Here is an 18,848-nt window from a genome sequence, read left to right on the forward strand (position 1 = left end):
ATCAATGAGCGTCGACTATCAGATCTATGATCTCGGCAATCTGACCTTGCAGCGCGGTGCGACCCTCCGCGACTGCAAGCTCGCCTACAAGACGTTTGGCCAGCTCAACGCGGCCAAGGACAACGTGATCGTCTATCCGACCTGGTACTCCGGCCAGCACTACGACAATGAATGGCTGATCGGGCCGGGCATGGCGCTCGATCCGGCGAAGTACTTCATCATCATTCCCAACATGTTGGGCAACGGCCTGTCGTCGTCGCCGAGCAACACGCCGGAGCCTTACAACGGGCCACGTTTTCCGCAGGTGACGGCCTATGACAATGTGCGCGCTCAGCACCGGTTGGTGACCGAGAAATTCGGCATCAAGCACATCCGTCTGGTCGTCGGCTGGTCGATGGGCGCGTTGCAGACGTTCCATTGGGGCGCGCTCTATCCCGACATGATGGATCTGCTGGCGCCGTTCTGCGGCTCGGCCAAATGCTCGCGCCACAACTACGTGTTCCTGGAGGGCGTGAAGGCCGCACTCACGGCGGATGCGGCGTGGAAGGAGGGGTGGTACACCGATAAGCCGGCCCGCGGCCTGCGCGCCGCCGCGCGGGTCTATGCTGGCTGGGGCTTTTCGCAGGCCTTCTATCGCGAGCAGCTCGACATCAAGACGATGGGCTTTTCGTCGCTGGAGGATTTCCTGGTGGCGTTCTGGGAGGGTTTCTTCCTGCCGAAGGATCCCAACAACCTGCTCACCATGCTGTGGACCTGGCAGAATGGCGACATCAGCGCCAACGAGATCTACAATGGCGACTTCAAGGCTGCGCTGAAGGCGATCAAGGCCAAGGCCTATGTCATGCCGGGGCAGACCGATCTCTACTTCCCGCCTGAAGACAGCGAGAACGAGGTCGCGAACATGCCGAACGCCAAGTTCGTGCCGGTGCCGTCCATCTGGGGACACTTCGCGGGCGGGCCGGGGACCAATCCGGTCGATGTCGCCTTCATCGATACCAAGCTCAAAGAATTGCTCGCATCGTGAGTTCAATCGATTGCGAACGGCTGCCTGCGCGATCATGGGAGGCGTGAGCTTGTCCAATCCCGCTTTGCTGCTCGACCAGTACCGCATCCGCCAGGAGCCGTATTACCGGCCGCTCAAGGATGAGGTCGAATTGTTCGGCGCAGCCTATGCGAACCGCATGCCGGTGATGCTGAAAGGCCCCACCGGCTGCGGCAAGACCCGCTTCATCGAATACATGGCCTGGCGGCTCGGCCGTCCGCTCATCACGGTCGCCTGTCACGAGGACATGACGGCGGCGGATCTGGTGGGACGCTGGCTGCTCGATGCGGAGGGTACGGTGTGGAGCGACGGGCCGCTCACGACGGCCGTGCGTCTTGGCGCGATCTGCTACCTCGACGAGATCGTCGAGGCGCGCCAGGACACGACGGTCGTGATCCATCCGCTGACCGACGATCGGCGTGTGCTGCCGCTGGAAAAGCGTGGCGAGCTGATCCACGCGCATTCCGATTTCCAGCTCGTGATTTCGTACAATCCGGGCTACCAGAGCGCGATCAAGGACCTCAAGGAATCCACCAAGCAGCGCTTCGCGGCGCTGGATTTCGGCTACCCCGACCGGTCGGCGGAAACCGAGGTGGTGTCGCGCGAGGCCGGCATCGAACCCAACCTCGCCGATCTCCTGGTGAAGATCGCCCAGCACAGCCGCAACCTGAAGGGCCAGGGTCTCGACGAAGGCGCCTCGACCCGGATGCTGGTCAATGCCGGCCGCTTGATCGGATGCGGCATCAGCCTCGAAAAGGCGTGCGAGACCACGATCGTCGTTCCCTTGACCGATGATGCGGACACTAGGAACACGTTGCGTGACGTGATTTCGGCCTCTGCGTAGACGGAAACTCGGCGGTGGCGGTCGCGCAAATCAGTTCGCTCGATGGCTTCCGGTCCGGGCGCCGGCTTGCGGCGCTCCTGCGCGGCCACGATGAGATCGCGGTGGCGGTGCAGGCGGCGCGGGCCGCCTTGCACCGGATGGGGGCGTTCGATCGTCTGGCGGCCTGGGACGAGGCGGTGCACGACCTGTTCGAGGCCAACCTCGGCCAGGCCGTGGTTCTGGGTTTCCTAAAGCTATCGGAGCAATGGCAGGCGCTGCGATCGACCGATGACCTGATCGCGATCGGACGCGCCGCAGGGGATATCGGCCGCAGCGCCGGAAGCCGCACAGCCCATGCTTTGCTGACCGAATTGTCCAAAGTGCTGCCGCGGCTTGCGGGCGCTGGAGAACTCACCGCCGTTCTTGCCGCGCTCGGCCAGCTCGCAGATGCAGGCCCGGAATCGGTGGGCCTTGCGATCGGCCGGCTGGAACCGCTGCTCGCGCACGCCGGGGCCGACGACTTTTCCGCCTGGGTTTCGGCCGGCTTGCGCGCAAGCGGCGGCCGCGCATCGCGCCGGCGCGCCTATTTCGCGCTCGACGATCCGCTCTCGGTGCGACTGTTCGCGGTCGGCCGGACCGGCGATGATTTTGCACGGCTGGAAAAGCGCCTCGCCGCAACCACGCTCGCGCTGTGGAACAGGAAGCCGCGTTTCCGCAGGCTGGCCATTGCACCGACGCCGGTGCCGCGGCGTGCCTCGCTCGCCGCCGGCCTGATCGGGCTCCCGGAGACCTTTCCCGGCTTCGCGGGCGAGGGGGCGGACACCGTCTATCTTGCCGCGGTCGCGCATGCCGGCGCGCATCTGGTGCACTCCACCGTCCGCTTTCCTGTGGGGCGGCTGAAGGCGCTGCAGATCGCGCTGGTCTCGCTGATCGAGGATGCCAGGGTCGAGACGCTGGCGCTTCGCGAGATGCCCGGGCTGCGCCGGCTGTGGTTGCCATTCCACAGCGCGACGCCAAGCGGCCAGGCAACTGCCGCCGGACTGATGATGCGATTGGCGCGGGCGCTGATCGATCCGGACTATCAGGATTCGGATGCGTGGGTGACCAAGGGGCGGGCTCTGTTTGCCGGTGCCGCCGACCGCTGGATTGATCCTGCCATCAGCCGCGAGATCGGCGGGCTGCTCGGCAACGACATCGGGCAGATGCGGCTGCAGTTCAACGCCAGGAGCTACGTCGTCGAACCGGCCTATCGCGATGACAATCTGGCGCTGTGGGATTTTGGCGATCAGCCGGACAGCCCGGCCGAGACGATCGAACTTGCAGTCGATTCCGTACGGATCGAGCGCCGCGACGACGCCGATGGAAAGTCCACCGACAACGACGCAAATTCCGACGAGACGCTGCACGCGAAGGCCGCAGCGGTGACCCTGCTGGACGGATTTCCGGTCGCGAGCTACCCGGAATGGGACTATGCGACGCGCACCGAGCGGGCGGACTGGACCACGATCCTGGAGGCTGATGCAGCGGTATCCGCCCAGCCGTTCGACCCTTCGATGGATGCCGAGGCGATGCGCTGGATCACCGAGTTGACCCGCGACGCCTCGATCGGCCGCCGCATCAGACACAAGGGCCAGCGCGACGGCGACGCGCTCGACATCGACGCGGCAATCGCGCTGACGATCGAGCGCCGTGCCGGCAGTATCAGCGAGCCCAGGGTCTACCAACGCGATGCGCCGGGACCGCGCGATCTTGCCGTTCTGCTGCTGTTGGACCTGTCGCAATCGACCGCGGACCGCGATGGTCGCGGCCGGACGGTTCTCGACGTCGAGCGCAAGGCCGCCGCGATCATGGCGACGGCGGTCGAGGCCGCCAATGACGCGATCGCGGTGCACGGCTTCAGCTCCGACGGCCGCGAGCGCGTGCGCTATCTCCGCATCAAGGGCTTCGAGGAGCCGATGGACGCCGTTGTGCGCTCGCGTCTCGCGGGCCTTGGCAGCAGCCATTCCACCCGGCTCGGTGCCGCGTTGCGCCACGCCGGGGGCTACCTCGCGGGACGACGCGCATTCCGCAAGGTGTTGCTGGTTCTGACCGACGGCGAGCCGTCCGACGTCGATGCGCCCGATCCGCAATATCTGGTGGAGGACGCGCGCCGCGCCGCTCAGCAGCTGCGGCGGCGCGGCACCGATATTTTTGCCTTCGGCATCGGTGAGGACAGATTTCCCCAGCTCGATCGCATTTTCGGCGAGCGCCATGCGCTCCGGGTGCCGCGTATCGAGGTCTTGCCGCAACGGGTGATGCAGCTTTATGCGGAACTGAAGAAATAGTGCTGCCATCCCAAGCAGGCTCGATCCTGTTCCATGAGCCTACGCACCGCTGTCACACTTCGACGCTAACGTTGCAGATTGGACACAGTCGCCCGCCCTTGGGAAACAATCGACGCGGATACGATGAGCATTGGATATCTTTCGGGGGGCTTGGCAGGGCGCCCCTCAGACGCTCGTCGATTTTGCGTTTTGATCTGCGTCTACATGCTGGGCGCGGGCAGCGATGTCGCGATGGGGCAGGAGAGTCCGATCGCTGCTGCGCCGCGCCTGACATTCGATATTCCGGCGCAACCTCTGACATCCGCACTGGAAAGTTATGGCGCCACGTCGCGGCGTGAGGTGCTCTACGATGCGCGGCTTGCGACTGGCCGGCTCTCAGGCGAGGTGAGGGGTGTCTTCGCGCCTTCTGAAGCCCTACAGATATTGCTCAATGGCACCGGCCTTGTCGGCCGCCTGACGTCGGAGAATGCCGTGGTGATCGTGCCCTCGGCTCCGGCTGCCGGGCAGCCGACGACGCCCGACGTCGATGCGCGAAAAGGCGATCCGGTCATTCGCGCCCGCTATTATGCCGTGGTGCAGGAGCGCGTTCGAGAGGCCTTCTGCAGGGACATGTTGCTGCGGCCGGGCCGCTATCGGATCGCCGTGCAGTTCTGGATCGCTCCAACTGGATCCGTGCAACAGACCAGACTCTTGAGCAAGACAGGCGATGACCGCGTCGACAGCGCGATCGAGACGACGCTGCGCGGATTGAGAATGAATGAGGTGCCGCCGCCCGGCATCTCGCAACCCCTCACGATGGTCGTTGCGGCGCATCCGTCGGAACGGGCGCAGGACTGTGCCGGGATCGACGCCGTCCGGACCAGCGGTGGGGTGAATTGAGCGTGCTGCGATGAGCGACGCAACCCGGACCATGCTGCGCAGCTTCCTCGCTGCCCGCTACGACGATCTCAAGCTGCGGCTGAGCCGCCGTCTCGGATCGGCGGAGCTTGCCAGCGATGCGTTGCAGGACACCTATGTGCGTCTCGGGCGGGCCGAGGTGACGGGGGCGGTGCAAAGCCCGGCCGCCTATCTGTTCCGCATGGCCTTTAACGTCGCAATCGACCGGCAGCGGGCCGAGAAACGGCGACTGGCCCGCAATGAGGTTCAGGATCTGCTTCATATTGTGGACGATGCGCCCGGGCCGGGTCAGATCACGGAGGCTCGCTTCGAGATCGAGGCCCTGGAGAAGGCGATCGCGGAACTGACACCGCGCCGCCGGGTCATCCTGCTGGCCGCGCGGCTTCAGGGAATGCCGCAGCGGGAGATCGCCAGCCGGCTGGGCGTCTCGTTGCGCCTGGTCGAGAAGGAACTCCGCCTCGCTCAGGAACACTGCGCGCTGAAGCTGGGAAAATAGTTGTGCGGTTGATGGCTATCGCGAACGTCAAGTGGATAGGCGGACGGTTCGGCCGCGGAGGCTGCCGTTTGCGTGCGCGGCGAGGCAAGTCCGCATGACGTACGAAGGCGGCAAATCGACGATAGGGCTCGGCGCGATGGAGCGGGAGGCACATGCCTGGGTGAGGCGCTTGACGTCCGGAGACGCGACAGTCGAGGACGCCGAGGCATTCCAGCTGTGGCGCCAGCAGAGCGCTGCCCATGCGATTGCCTTTGCCAAGGCTAGCAAGCTTTGGGAGACGGTTGGCAAAGCCGGCCATAACCTCCGGTATGACCCCGCGTCGCTGGGCATGTTGCTTGATGGCGAAGCGAAGCGCGTGATGACCCGCAGGCTGGTGCTCGCCGGCGGGCTTGCGACCGCCGCTGCCGCCGTCGGAGCGGTGACGCTGCGTCCCCCGCTCGAGCTCTGGCCGTCATGGTCCGAGCTTGCGGCCGACTACCGGACAGGTACGGGAGAGCAGCGCAAGCTCGCATTGAACGACAATGTGTCGATCAACCTCGACACACGAACCAGCATCGCGCTGCGCCCGGACCATGGTGACACCAGCCGCATCGAGCTGATCACGGGGCAGGCATCGGTCGCGACGGCCCAGCAGCAGTCAAGACCGGTGACAGTGATCGCCTCCAGTGGTCAAACGGTGGCAACGCAAGCCTCGTTCGACGTGCGCTACCTCGGAGCCGAGGTGCGCGTCACCTGTCTCGGCGGCGAGGTTCGCGTCGAGCATCAGGGAAACGCCCGTATTGTTCGTGAAAGGCAACAGATCGCCTATGACGAGAGGCGCATGAGCGACATCGTCGCGATCGATCCGGCCGTCGAGGCGGCCTGGCAAGAGGGATTGCTGATCTTCCGCTACACGCCCCTGCCCAAGGTGGTGGAGGAGGTGAACCGGTACCGGTCGGGCCGGATCTTCATCGTCAATGCCGAGCTGAACGCCCATCTGATCAACGGCCGCTTCCATATCGATCGGATCGACGAGGTTCTCCTGCAGCTCGAACAAGCCTTTGGCGTGAAAGCCAAAACGCTTCCCGGCGGCATTGTGCTGCTGAGCTGAGGAAGCTCGGGCGGCTTGCAAAAAATTTCGCATCCGGCGTGCGGGTCGGCCCATTCGGGATCGTCACAGCCGCGAGGGTCTCGGTGCTGGCGCTGAGACGCGAAATCTTCGGCTGTCGTCGCCCGGCGCAAGAAAGCGATTCCATGGTTCCCCGCCTCTCCAGGTCTCTCACCCGCGCGCCCGTTCGCACTGCATTGTTTGGCAGCGTCAGCGTCGTGGCACTTCTCGCCAATACGCCGGTGGTCGCGCGCCCGTTTGGATCGAGCTGGACGGTGTCACCGTCAGCCGCGGCGATGGCGGCGTCGCAGTCGGCAGCGCAGGACGCGGCAGCAGCCGCCAAGCAAGGCCAGGATGCGATGGCGCGGGCCACGCGCGCCATCCAGGCGATCCAGGGCCTGCAGAACGCGGCGCGCGCCGCGGCGCAGACCTCGCAGCGTTCGGTGACGCTGCCGCAGGTCGCGGTGCCCAACGGCCTTGCGCCCGGCGGCCTGCAGGTGGCGCCGGGGTGGCAGGGCGCGAATGCGCCGACGCAGGCGATCGACGCCACCGGCCAGACCCAGGTCGGCATCGCGCAGACCAGGGCGCAGGCGATCCTCAACTGGAATTCATTCAACGTCGGCGCGCGCACTACGCTGACCTTCGACCAGCAAGGCCATGCGAACTGGGTGGCGCTCAACCGCGTCGTCGGCAGCACGGCGCCGAGCCAGATTCTCGGCAACATCAAGGCGGACGGCTCGGTCTATGTGATCAACCAGAACGGCATCATCTTCGGCGGTGCGAGCCAGGTGAATGTCGGCTCGCTGATCGCCTCGACCGCCAACATCACCGACACCCAGTTCCTGCGCAATGGCATCTACTCGCAGCAGGCGAGTGGCCAATACGTGCCGAGCTTCACCGATGCCCGCGGCGCGGTGAGGGTCGAGGCCGGCGCGCTGATCTCGACCAACGCGCCGTCCTCGGTGACGCAGGGTGGCGGCTTCGTCCTGCTGATGGGAACCGAGGTCAGCAATGCCGGATCGATCAGCGCACCGCGAGGCCAGGTGCAGCTCGCCGCCGGCAACGACTTTCTGCTGCGGCCGGGTTACAGCACGGATGCCAACCAGGCCTCGACCACACGCGGCAACGAAATCTCGCCGATCGTGCGCGACGCGATCGCGGCTGTCGGCAATTCCGGCCTGATCTTCGCCCAGCAAGGCGACATCACGCTTGCAGGCCGCGGCATCACCCAGGACGGGGTGCTTGTCGCTACGACCTCGGTCAACACCCGCGGCACCATCCATCTCCTGAACGCAGCGTCCGATGCCGCGGGCAGCATCACGCTCGCCAGTGGCAGCCTGACCGCGATCCTGCCCGAGCTCAACAGCAGCGACACCGCGCTCGACAGCCAACGCGGCCAGTTGGTCGCCGATTCCAAGGCCTTCACCCACGCCCCGGTCGCCAACGCCCAGTTCGATAATCTTTCGCAGCTCGCCGACCGGCTCGACCAGGGACGTATCGAGATCGTCAGCGGCGGCAGCGTCAACTTCAAGGACGGCTCGACCACGCAGGCGCAAGGCGGCCAGGTGGCGGTCAGCGCCGGCCGCCGCGTCTTCGCCGAGAGCGGGTCGATCATCGACGTCTCGGGCGTGCGCGGCGTGCTGCTGCCGATGTCGACCAACAACCTCCTGATCAACGTGCAAGGCAACGAGCTGCGCGACTCGCCCGCCAATCGTGATCGGGACAATCTGAAGAACGCGGACGTCTGGATCGACGCGCGCGATCTGGTGCTGGTGCCGGCGGGCACCGGTGGCTATGCGACCGACCGCTACTATACGCCGGGTGGCCTGCTCGAGGTCTCGGGATATCTCGCCAATACCGCCCACCGGATCGGCGAGTGGGCCGCGGTCGGCGGTACCGTCACGCTGTCGGCGCAGGAAGTCGTCGCGCAGCAGGGGGCGGTGTTCGACGTCTCCGGCGGCTCGATCAGCTATCAGGGCGGCTACATCCGCACCACCAATTTCCTTGGCGCGGACGGCCGTCTCTACAGCGTCAACCAGGCACGCGCCGATATGCAGTTCTACGGCTTCGGCGCGGGCTTCATTCGCGAGCACAAGCTCGGCGGCAAGGTTGCACCGAATCTGACCGAGGTCTGGACCAGCCCGTTCGGCAAGGGCCGCGTGACCACCCGCTGGGAGGACGGCTACACCATCGGCCGTGACGCCGGCTCTCTCGTCCTGTCCACGCCGACGGCAGTGTTCGAAGCTGATATCGTCGCTGATGTCGTCACCGGCTCACGCCAGACGACGGCGCGGCCGGACGGCACCACCGACGGCTACAAGCTGTCTCAGAACGTCGCGCCGCTCCAGGGCAAGCTCGCACTCGGTGGCTATTCGGGGCTTGGCCTCACCAGTGCATCCGCCGCGCAGGTGATCTTCGGCCGAGCGCCCGAGATTACCGATGCGCTGAATGCCACGTCGGTCCTGCCCGACGATCGCATCGGGACCGCATTGTTCAATTCGGACGCACTCAATGCCGCGAGGCTGGGCGGTCTCAGTGTTGCGAGCAGCAAGGACATCCTCGTCGAGGCGCCGCTCGAGCTTGCTCCTGGCGCGCAGGTGACCTTCATCGCACCGCATGTCGAGATCGGTGCGAACGTAACGGCGCATGGTGGCAGCGTGACGCTGACCAATCTCATGCATGCCGTGTTCGGTCAGGGGCAGAACGAGCTATGGTGGGCGCTCAACGATGCGAACGGCAAGGCGCAGGTCACGATCGGCCAGAATGTCGCCGTCGATCTCAGCGGGTTGTGGAGCAACGAGCTGACCGGAACCGATGGATCCGGCCGGGCGCATCTGGATGGCGGCAATTTCACCGTTTCGACCACAGGCGGCATCACGCTTGCGAGCGGGTCGCTCATCGATGTGTCGTCGGGGGGCGCCATCCTGGTGAATGGCAAGACACAGGGCGGCAAGGGCGGCAATGTCAGTCTCGTCGCCAATGACTATTCGCATCTAGCCTGGACGCAGTTCTTCACCAATCCGCTCATCCTCGACGGCACCATTCGCGCTTACGGCTTCGGTGGCGGTGGCACGCTGACGCTGAACGCCGGCCAGGAGATCTCGATCGGCGAAGCCGTGGCCGATGCGCTGGTGCTCGATCCGGCGATCTTCCAGTCCGGCTTCACGGCCTACAACATCAGCAGCAACACGGGCATCCGGATCGGCGAAGGCGCCCGTGTGGACGCCGAGGTGCCGGTCTATCGCTTCACCCCGCGCAGCTTCATCACGCCCAGCGGGAGCCTCGTCACGGAGGCCGCGGACCTCTGGACGCCTCCCAAATTCACGATCAATTCCTTCACGCGCAGCGCCACGCAGCGCGTCGGCGCCGATCTGACCTTCTGGAGCCTGCATGATTTCACGCTGGCGAAGGGCGCGTCGATCAACGTCGATCCGGGGCGTTCGGTCTCGATCTTCGCCAATCGGCAGACTGTCATCGATGGTGCGATCAGAGCACCCGCCGGCAATATCCTGATCACGAGCCTGCAGGACGCCCCCGGCGACACCCGCTACAACATGGGTTACGGCGAGTTCGGCCTGACACGTTCGTTCTGGATCGGCGATGATGCGGTGCTGGATGTTTCCGCGCGTGATGCGGTGGGACGCGACGACCGCGGGATCTCCTATGCAGCTGTGCCGGACGGCGGCACGATCCGCATCGGCGGCACGGGGGCGTTGGATCCCAAATATCCCGTCGTCAGCGATGCCTTCGTGATCGTTCGTCCGGGCGCGCTCATCGACGCGTCGGGCACCTCCGCGGTGGTCGATGTCCAGAGCGGCAACGGCTACATCCCGACGCTCGCCGCGAGCGATGGCGGGACGATCTCGCTCTATTCCAGCTTCGGTATGGTGCTCGACGGCACCTTGCGCGCAGCGGCAGGCGGCAGCGGCGCGTCGGGCGGCGCGCTGAACCTGACCATGTCGTGGCGCGGCTATATCGTCGGGCAGCCGAATGCAAATGCGCCCTACGCCGGCGGCGATCTGCCTGAGGCGTTCCAGAGGTCGCGCGATATCACGCTCGTGCAAAACGCTGCGGGCAGCGGTCTAAACACTGATCTGTCGCCCGGTCAGGCCGATCCGGCTCTGCAGTTCGGGCGGACAGTCATTGGTGTCAACCAGGTCGAGAAGGGCGGTTTCGGCTCGCTCGCGCTCTATACGCGCGATCTGCTCGTCTTCGACGGCAATGTGGACCTCAGCCTGTCGCGTACTCTTCGGCTTTCGAGCGGCGTCATCGCCGCGGCGTCGGACACGCCAAACAGCACAATTCATCTGTCCGCGCCTTATGTCCGTCTTGATGGCGTCTACAACGCCGCAGATGCGCAGACGGCCGTGGGCTATGCTCCCGGGATCAACGATCTTCACGTCCGGAACCAGGCCGTGGGCGGCAGCTTCACCGTCGCAGGCAACTTGATCGACGTTTACGGCTCTGTCCTGTTCGGAGCTACTGGCTCGCAGGGCAGTGGGGCGCTAGATCTCGGTCTCAGACGTCCTGTCAGCATTCCGTTCGATGCCCGCGGCTTTCATCAGGTCGCGTTGCAGAGCAGTGGCGATATCCGGTTCGGCAATGGCGGGCTCGATGTCGAGAATCTCGCGCTGACCGCCGACCAGATCTATCCGTTGAGCGGCGCGGTTGCCACGATCGCGGTTGGGCTCCGTCCGAATGGAGCAAATGTCGCCTATGATCCGGACGCCCGTCTCGTCATCCGCCGCAACGACGACCAGACGCCGGCGGTACCGGCTTCGGTGTTCGGCGACCTGATTTTTGTTGCCGGCAATATCGACCAGGGTGGCGTGCTTCGCGCGCCGCTGGGGCGCATTTGGCTCAACAGTGATACCGGGCCATCCAACGCGCGGATCGTCTTTCGCAGCGGAAGCATCACCTCCACGAGCGCAGCCGGCTTGATCATGCCGTTTGGCGGCACCTCGGATGGCATCACCTATCAAGGCGCGGACGGCACGCTGCACAATCTGGCGAGCGCGTTCTATGACGATCATTCGAGCAATGTAAGGATCGCCAGTGGCGTTTCGATCAATGCCGCATCCGTTGTGGGTGAGCCGGGCTCGGTGCTCGATCTCTCCGGCGGCGGCACGCTCACCGGCGCGGGCTTCATCTCCGGCCGTGGCGGTTCGGTCGATGTGTTGAAGACCGCGCTCGTCAACGCCAATCCGGTCAACAGCTACAGCGCCGCGGGCAACAAGGTCTACGCCATCCTGCCTGGCTACGCCGCCGACTACGCGCCGGTGATCGCATCCAATGGCGCCGGTGATCCGGCGATCGGCCAGCAGATCACGCTTCCTTCGGGTGCGCCAGGATTGCCCGCGGGCACCTATACGCTGCTCCCCTCGAGCTACGCGCTGTTGCCTGGCGGTTATCGCGTCGAGCTCGGCGCGACTGGAAAGATCATGATGGCGCCCGTGACCGCGGGCAATGGCTCGGTGGTCACGTCCGGCTATCTCGGCGTTGCCAACGCCGGAATCAGGGACACGCTGCCGACGCGGGTGATCCTGACCTCCGGCCAGACCACGCGGCTCTATTCGCAGTATAACGAGACCGGCTATGCCGATTTCGAGCGCGCGCGGGCCGCCCAGTTCGGTGGCTTCCGGTATCGTCTGCCGGAAGACGGCAAGGTCCTCGTATTCAATCTCTTCCCGTCGCCGGACAATACGAAATCGCTGTCCTTCGCCGGCACCGCGCTGTTCGACGGCGCCAAAGGCGGCGTTGACGGCACGCTGGTCATCAGGCCGCGCGATTCATCGGGTTACGGCGTGCTCGACATCACGGCGCCGGGGACCGCATCGATAGCGGGTCATACGTCAATTTCGAGCGACGACATCAATGCCTTCAAGGCATCGACGGTGTTGCTGGGCGGCGCGAGCGTGTACTCCGAGGTCGATAATCCCGGGGCCGGTGCCAACATTTATTTTGACGGAGGCGCGACCACGGCCGTCAACCTGCTCGATGGCGCCACGATACGTGCGGGCCAGGTGTTCCTGATCGGCAAGACGGTCAACATGGCGGGCGGCGCGACCATCGACACGCGCGGACTGAGCAGCAACGTAATCGATTCCACGTTGGGCTACTTCTACGCCAACATATCTCCCGACTCCACCGCAAACCCTGCCTATAGTCCGGCTGTGCTCGCTGTCGCCAATGGCCGGTTCCAATTCCTGGATGCCGTCGGGCCCGGCAACATCAGCATCGCGAGCGGTGCCTCGTTGCTCACGGACGGCAGCGTGGTGCTGGCTGCGCCGGGCGGGCTCTCGATGGGTGACGTCAATTTCGGCGCGCGTTACCTCAACGTCACGCAGGAGCAGATCAATGTCGGCACCGCGGCCGCGCTTGCCGCGGCGCAGGCCGCAGGCCAACTGCCGTCGGGCTGGAATCTCACCCAGAGTGTGCTCGACAAGCTGCTGCGGCCGTCGACGACTGCCGGCAGCCCGACGCTCGAGCAACTCATCATCACGGCAAGCGGCGCCTTCAATCTGATCGGCAGTGTCGACCTCGACGCCACGCGCCGGGGCGGCGCCTCCTCCGATTCCCTCAAATTCGTTCTCAATACACCGGCGATATATGGCCTCGGCTCCGCGGGCGACACCGCCGGCATCACAGCCGACACGCTGGTCTGGAACGGCATTCGCACGGGCAACGGCAGCACGACGAGCCCTTACGGCAGCCAGACGCCAGCCACTATCCTGCCCGGCGGGCCCGGCACGGGATCGGGGCATCTCGCCATCACTGCCAGCGAGATTCTGTTCGGCTACGACGCCTCGCTGAGCAAGCCGACCGATGGCGCAGCGCTGAACCGCATTGCGCTTGGCTTCTCCGATGTCACGTTGACGGCTACGAAGCGCATCACCGCGAACAGCAACGGCACGCTGAAGGTGGGGCTCAGCCAGGACAGCACCGGCGCGTTGCAGGGCGGTGCGCTCACCATTGCGGCCCCGCTGATCACGGCGAGCGGCGGGGCTACGCTCGACGTCAGCGCGGGCGCGGCCTTGCGTCTGGTCGCACCAGTGGGGGCCGTGCCCGCCGACACGCGTGGCGTGACGGATCTCGGCGGCACGCTCTCCTTCACCGGAGACAGTGTATTTGCCGACACCGCATTCGCCTTGCCGTCCGGCAAGCTGACGCTGAATGCGACGCACGACGTCGTGCTCGGCGCAAACGCCACCGTCGACCTGTCGGGCCGCGGCATCGCCTTCTTCGACGTCACCAAGTACAGCTGGGGCGGCGATCTCATCCTGAACTCCGCCAACGGCAATATCGTCCAGAATGCGGGTTCGGTGATCGATGTCTCGGCCGTGAACAATGCGGCGGGCTCGATCGCGGCCAAGGCGATCGACGCCGCACATGGCCAGGTTTGGTTCGCCGGCACGCTCAAGGGATCGTCGACGGGCGATTACGACAGCGGCCAGTTCACGGTCGCAGCGCAGAATTTCGGCGATTTCGCCGCGTTGAATGCCAAGCTCAACGATGCCGGTTTCTTCGGCGCCCGCAGCTTCGATCTCCGCCAAGGCAGCCTAGTCGTCGGCGATGGCGTGAAGGCGCGCTATGTGGCGGTCTCGGTCGATCAAGGCAGCCTCACCGTCGCGGGCAGGATCGACGCGAGCGGGGCGAAGCCCGGCACCATCCGCCTGTCCGCGCGCGACGATCTCAGGCTCACCTCGAATGCCGTGCTCGACGTCCATGGCAATGTGCTTTGGATCGACAGCTACGGCGCGCCGATCGAAGCCAACAACACCGCGCATGTCGAACTCACCACCACGCACGGCACCATGACGCTGGCCGCGGGCGCGACCATCGACATGACGTCGCCGGATGGCGTGCAGCGCGGCAGGCTCGAGCTCAACGCGCCGCGCCGCGGCGGCACCGGCGGAGATGGTGCCGGCGCCAGCGATATCGCAATCGACGCGCGCGGGCAGCTCAATATTCGCGGCGCCGGCAGCATTGCGATGAACGGCTTCCGCACCTACGACCTTCCGGGCGGCAGCGTCATCGATCAGGCCTATCTCGATGGTCTGCACGACGACAGTACGGCATTCATCAACGCAGCGCTCCAGAATGGCGACTTGCAGAACCGCCTGGCCGGGCTTGCGGCCTATGGTTCTGCCTTCCATCTGCGGCCCGGCGTTGCCATCACCTCAAGCGGTGATCTGTCGACGAAGGGCGATCTCGATTTCTCCGGCTACCGCTATGGACCAAACGCCGATCCGGTCGTGCGCGGCTCCGGCGAGCCGGGCGTGCTTGTGGTCCGTGCCGCCAGCGATCTCAAGATCAACGGCAGCATCACGGACGGCTTCGCACCGCCGCCGGCGTCGCCTGACGCGGTGACCGTGATTGCTTCCGGCACGCTGCCGGCCGCCTACACCGTTCGGACCGATGGTGTCGTCCTCGGCAGCGGTTCGGCCATTCCGAGCAACGGCACAATCAACATGGAGCTGAATCTCACCGACGGAAGGGTCAGACAGAGCCCGAACGCCGCAAATCCGCTCCCTGTCGCGATTACCTTATCGCAGGACTTCACTGTGAAAGGAGCCAACGTTCAGACCAGGAAGCTGAATGGCGGGCGTATCATCACGCCGGGAAAAACCTACAATCCCGGTGATACGCTTTTGACTGGCACAGTATTTCCGGCCGGCACCGTATTCGAAAAAGGCGTTTATTTTACCGGGCCGGTCTTCATCAACTCTGCCCTTTCCAACAATCTGGTTCTTCAGCCTGTGAAGCTGCCGGCGGGGGCCAGCCTTTACCTGTTTCTTGGGTACACGTTCACTGCCGATACGCCTCTGGCAAAGGGCACGATGCTGCCGGCCGGGATGACGAACGTCAATCTGACCGGGCCGGGCGATCGCGAGATCTGGGCGATCTCCCCGATGCTCGCTCCGGGAACGCAATCCTGGTCGATGCGCCTTGTGGGCGGCGCCGATCTTGCCAGCCCCGACAGCCGCATGTTGCAGACGGCGCCCGCGCTCGCCGGTTCGGGCAATGTCGTGTTGAGTGATCCGTTCAACATCACGATCAACAAGCCGACGACATCAGGCGTCAGCGTCGTGCGGACCGGGACGGGCGATCTCGAAATTCTGGCCGGCGGCAATTACGATCAACAGACACCGTTTGGCGTTTACACGGCCGGCACCGCCATCTTGGGGACCGGTACCGCAGCGAACGAGCCTTACAATGTCGGCCGAGGCACGTTGTCCGACGGCACGGTGCTTGGTTCAGCAAACGCAGCCTATCAGGCGACGCTCGGCGCGGAGCGGATGTATTACCCCGAACATGGCGGCGATTTCCTGCTTGTCGCGCAAGGCGACGTCAAGGGAACACTGTCGAAGCGCACGACCGAGATCGGGTCCTGGCTGTGGCGTCAGGGTGGCTCGGAGATCGGCCAGCGAACCGCCTGGGGCGTCAATTTCGGTAGCTATACGTTTGATCCGGCGCTCAACAACGGCACGCTGGCCTTGAATCTCTCCGCTTTCTCCGGGCTCGGCACGCTCGGTGGTGGCAATGTCACGGTGCAAGCCGGGGGCACGATGGGTGACGCAGGCCGGGGCGTCGTCATCGCCGTTGGCGGCAGCGGCCGTGTGATGGCCGACGGCAGCCTTGTGCAGACCGGTGGCGGCACGCTGTCGGTGAAGGCCGGCGAGATCGGCACCGGCGGCAATCAGTTCGTCGATCTGCGTGGACGGATGGATATCGCCACGGGAGACTTCGGCAGCCTCACCGCGTCAAACGTTCGGGTCGATGGCGGGTCGGATCCACGGCCGATCAACCCGCTGATACCCTATTCCATGACCACGCTGAGTGGTGGCGATTTCGCGCCGGGCGACAGTGCGATCGATATCCGCGCGCGTGGCGACCTGGCGGTGGGAACCATTCTCGATCCGGGGCGCGTCGGCACCACCGGTCTCACCGCCGCCGGCAATGGCGATGAGGGAGCGAGCTGGTTCACGCTGTGGACCGGGGGGACCACCGCACTCAACATGATGGCCGCCGGTGGTTCGCTCTCGCCGGGTAGCGGCTCGGCCATCTCGCGCTTCCTGCCCTCGATCGTGCGGGCGGTCGCCGCGAACGGAAACATCTACGGCCTTGGCGGGGGAATGCTGCTGCCGTCACCGAACGGTGCGTTCGAGGTTCTCGCGCAAGGATCGATCTTCGGCAACACACTCGAGACCGGTCTCCTGACGACCCCGACGTCGGCTCTGGCAACGCCGTTCAGGCCCGGCTGGGCGAGCTTGACGAATGGACTGAGTATCACTGCGTCCAATTACTGGGCCGACTACAATGCGCTAAGCGATCAAATCAACGGCGCGCAAACCGTTTATTCTTACGACACCGGCGGACAGCCCTTCGTCTTCGATGCGAACACGGTGAAGGACAGGGTCGTGCCGGCCCAGCGCGATCTGTCGCGCATCTATGCGGTGAACGGCGATATCACGAGCGTCACCTATGGCCGGATTCTGACAACAAGCCAGTTCGTCGCTGGCGCGAGCGTCTACAGCGTGACTTATCAGGCAGCAAGGCCGCTGCAGATGCTTGCGGGTGGTGACATCGTCGATACGACAGGCCTGATCCTGCACAGCGATCAGAACGATGTGTCGACGATCGCGGCCGGCGGCAGCATCATCTATGCAGGCTGGCGGGGACTCCAGTCCGCGGCGAAGGGAGGCTGGGCGATTGCCGGCCCGGGCACGCTCGAAATCACGGCCGCTGGGAATATCTACCAGGGGTCAACGGCGACGGTCGAAAGCATCGGAGCGCTTGCCGCCGGCGACAACCGGCCCGGCGCTGGTGTCGTCATGCAGGCCGGCGTCGGTGCGGGCGAGATCGGCATCGGACAGGTGGACTGGTCCGGCTTTGCCAAGCTCTATCTTGATCCACACAATCTTGCGGGCGCGGGGCCGATCGCCGACCAGCCCGGCAAGGTGGCCAAGACCTATGGAGACGAGCTCTACGATTGGCTGAAGCAACGCACCGGTTACAGTGGGGCCAAGGCCGATGCGCTCGGCTACTTCCTCACGCTGCCGGATGCGCAGCAGCGCGTCTTCCTGCGCCAGGTTTACTACGCCGAGCTGACCGCGGGTGGGCGCGAGTACAACGAAGTCGGCGGCCCGCGCGCCGGCTCCTATTTGCGCGGGCGGGAGGCGATCGCCGCGCTGTTCCCGAATGATGCCGCCTATCGTGGCGACATCACGATCTTCACCGCGACGGCCGGTACGCCGGGCAAGCCGAATTACGCCATTCAAAGCGGCTTTGTTCACACCGATTTCGGTGGCGACATCCAGTTCCTGACACCGGGCGGTGGCGTCACGATCGGCACCGAAGGCCTGCTGCCGGGCGCCGATGCGGGCCTCATCACGCAAGGCGCGGGCAACATCCAGATCTATTCGCAGAACAGCGTGCTGATGGGCCTGTCGCGCATCATGACCACGTTCGGCGGCAATATCGTCATCTGGGCGGCGGAGGGCGACATCAATGCCGGCCGCGGCGCCAAGACCACGGTGATCTATACGCCGCCCAAACGCACCTACGACAACTACGGCAACATCACGATATCGCCTGTGACGCCGTCCAGCGGCGCCGGTATCGCAACATTGCAACCGATCCCTGAGGTGGCGCGCGGAACCGTCGATCTGATCGCGCCGCTCGGCACCGTCGATGCGGGCGAAGCCGGAATCCGCGCGTCGAGCTTCGTCAACATCGCTGCATTGCATATCGTCAACGCCGCCAACATTCAGGCGCAGGGTGGCGTGATCGGTGTGCCGCAGGTGCAGGCGCCCAACATGGGCGCCTTGAGCGAAGCCTCGAACACGGCGGGCGCCGCTGCCAAGCAGGCGGCCGTGCCGCCGCCGCAGGCGAACGAGCAGCCCTCCGTCATCATCGTCGAAGTGCTCGGCTATGGCGGCGGCGACGGCAGCGATGATCAAAAGCGGCGCAGCAACGACAAGCAAAGCCGATACGACCCGAACAGCGCATTCCAATTGATCGGCGATGGCCAATTGACCGCGGAGCAGATGAAGAAGCTGACGCCGGATGAGCGCCGTCAGGTCGTGAACTAGAGCGTTTTCGAGCGAAGTGGGTACCGGTTCGCGTGAAGAAAACGCGTCAAGACAAGAATCCAGCCTGCGCGGCGGCCGCTGCGA

Annotated in this window: 7 protein-coding genes; all 7 read left to right on the plus strand. The window is 65.1% G+C overall.

Annotated elements, in window-relative coordinates; translation table 11 throughout:
• The first annotated feature begins 4 nt into the window (after positions 1–4).
• The 7 genes from AAFG13_RS42405 to AAFG13_RS42435 all read left to right on the plus strand — a co-directional run bounded on the left by AAFG13_RS42405 (position 5) and on the right by AAFG13_RS42435 (position 18,764).
• Positions 5–1,024, plus strand: a complete 1,020-nt coding sequence (locus AAFG13_RS42405) for an alpha/beta fold hydrolase (protein WP_212310850.1) — start codon at positions 5–7, stop codon at positions 1,022–1,024.
• A 49-nt stretch (positions 1,025–1,073) separates the two neighbouring features.
• Complete coding sequence (locus AAFG13_RS42410) at positions 1,074–1,886, plus strand: CbbQ/NirQ/NorQ/GpvN family protein (protein ID WP_275945287.1); 813 nt, start codon at positions 1,074–1,076, stop codon at positions 1,884–1,886.
• Between the two features lie 14 nt (positions 1,887–1,900).
• Entirely contained in the window at positions 1,901–4,189 is a 2,289-nt protein-coding gene (locus AAFG13_RS42415) for a VWA domain-containing protein (protein WP_342710697.1), read from the plus strand.
• 78 nt (positions 4,190–4,267) lie between these two features.
• Entirely contained in the window at positions 4,268–5,068 is an 801-nt protein-coding gene (locus tag AAFG13_RS42420) for a TonB C-terminal domain-containing protein (protein WP_342710698.1), read from the plus strand.
• Between the two features lie 10 nt (positions 5,069–5,078).
• Positions 5,079–5,582 carry an RNA polymerase sigma factor gene (locus tag AAFG13_RS42425; RefSeq protein ID WP_342710699.1) on the plus strand — a complete coding sequence of 168 codons (504 nt, stop codon included), beginning with the start codon at positions 5,079–5,081 and terminating at the stop codon, positions 5,580–5,582.
• A 94-nt stretch (positions 5,583–5,676) separates the two neighbouring features.
• A complete protein-coding gene (locus AAFG13_RS42430) occupies positions 5,677–6,672 on the plus strand; it encodes a FecR domain-containing protein (RefSeq protein WP_342710700.1) in 996 nt (331 codons plus the stop codon).
• 143 nt (positions 6,673–6,815) lie between these two features.
• Entirely contained in the window at positions 6,816–18,764 is an 11,949-nt protein-coding gene (locus tag AAFG13_RS42435; protein WP_342710701.1) for a filamentous haemagglutinin family protein, read from the plus strand.
• Positions 18,765–18,848: the final 84 nt, after the last annotated feature.

The organism is Bradyrhizobium sp. B124, from assembly GCF_038967635.1.
Lineage (GTDB): Bacteria > Pseudomonadota > Alphaproteobacteria > Rhizobiales > Xanthobacteraceae > Bradyrhizobium.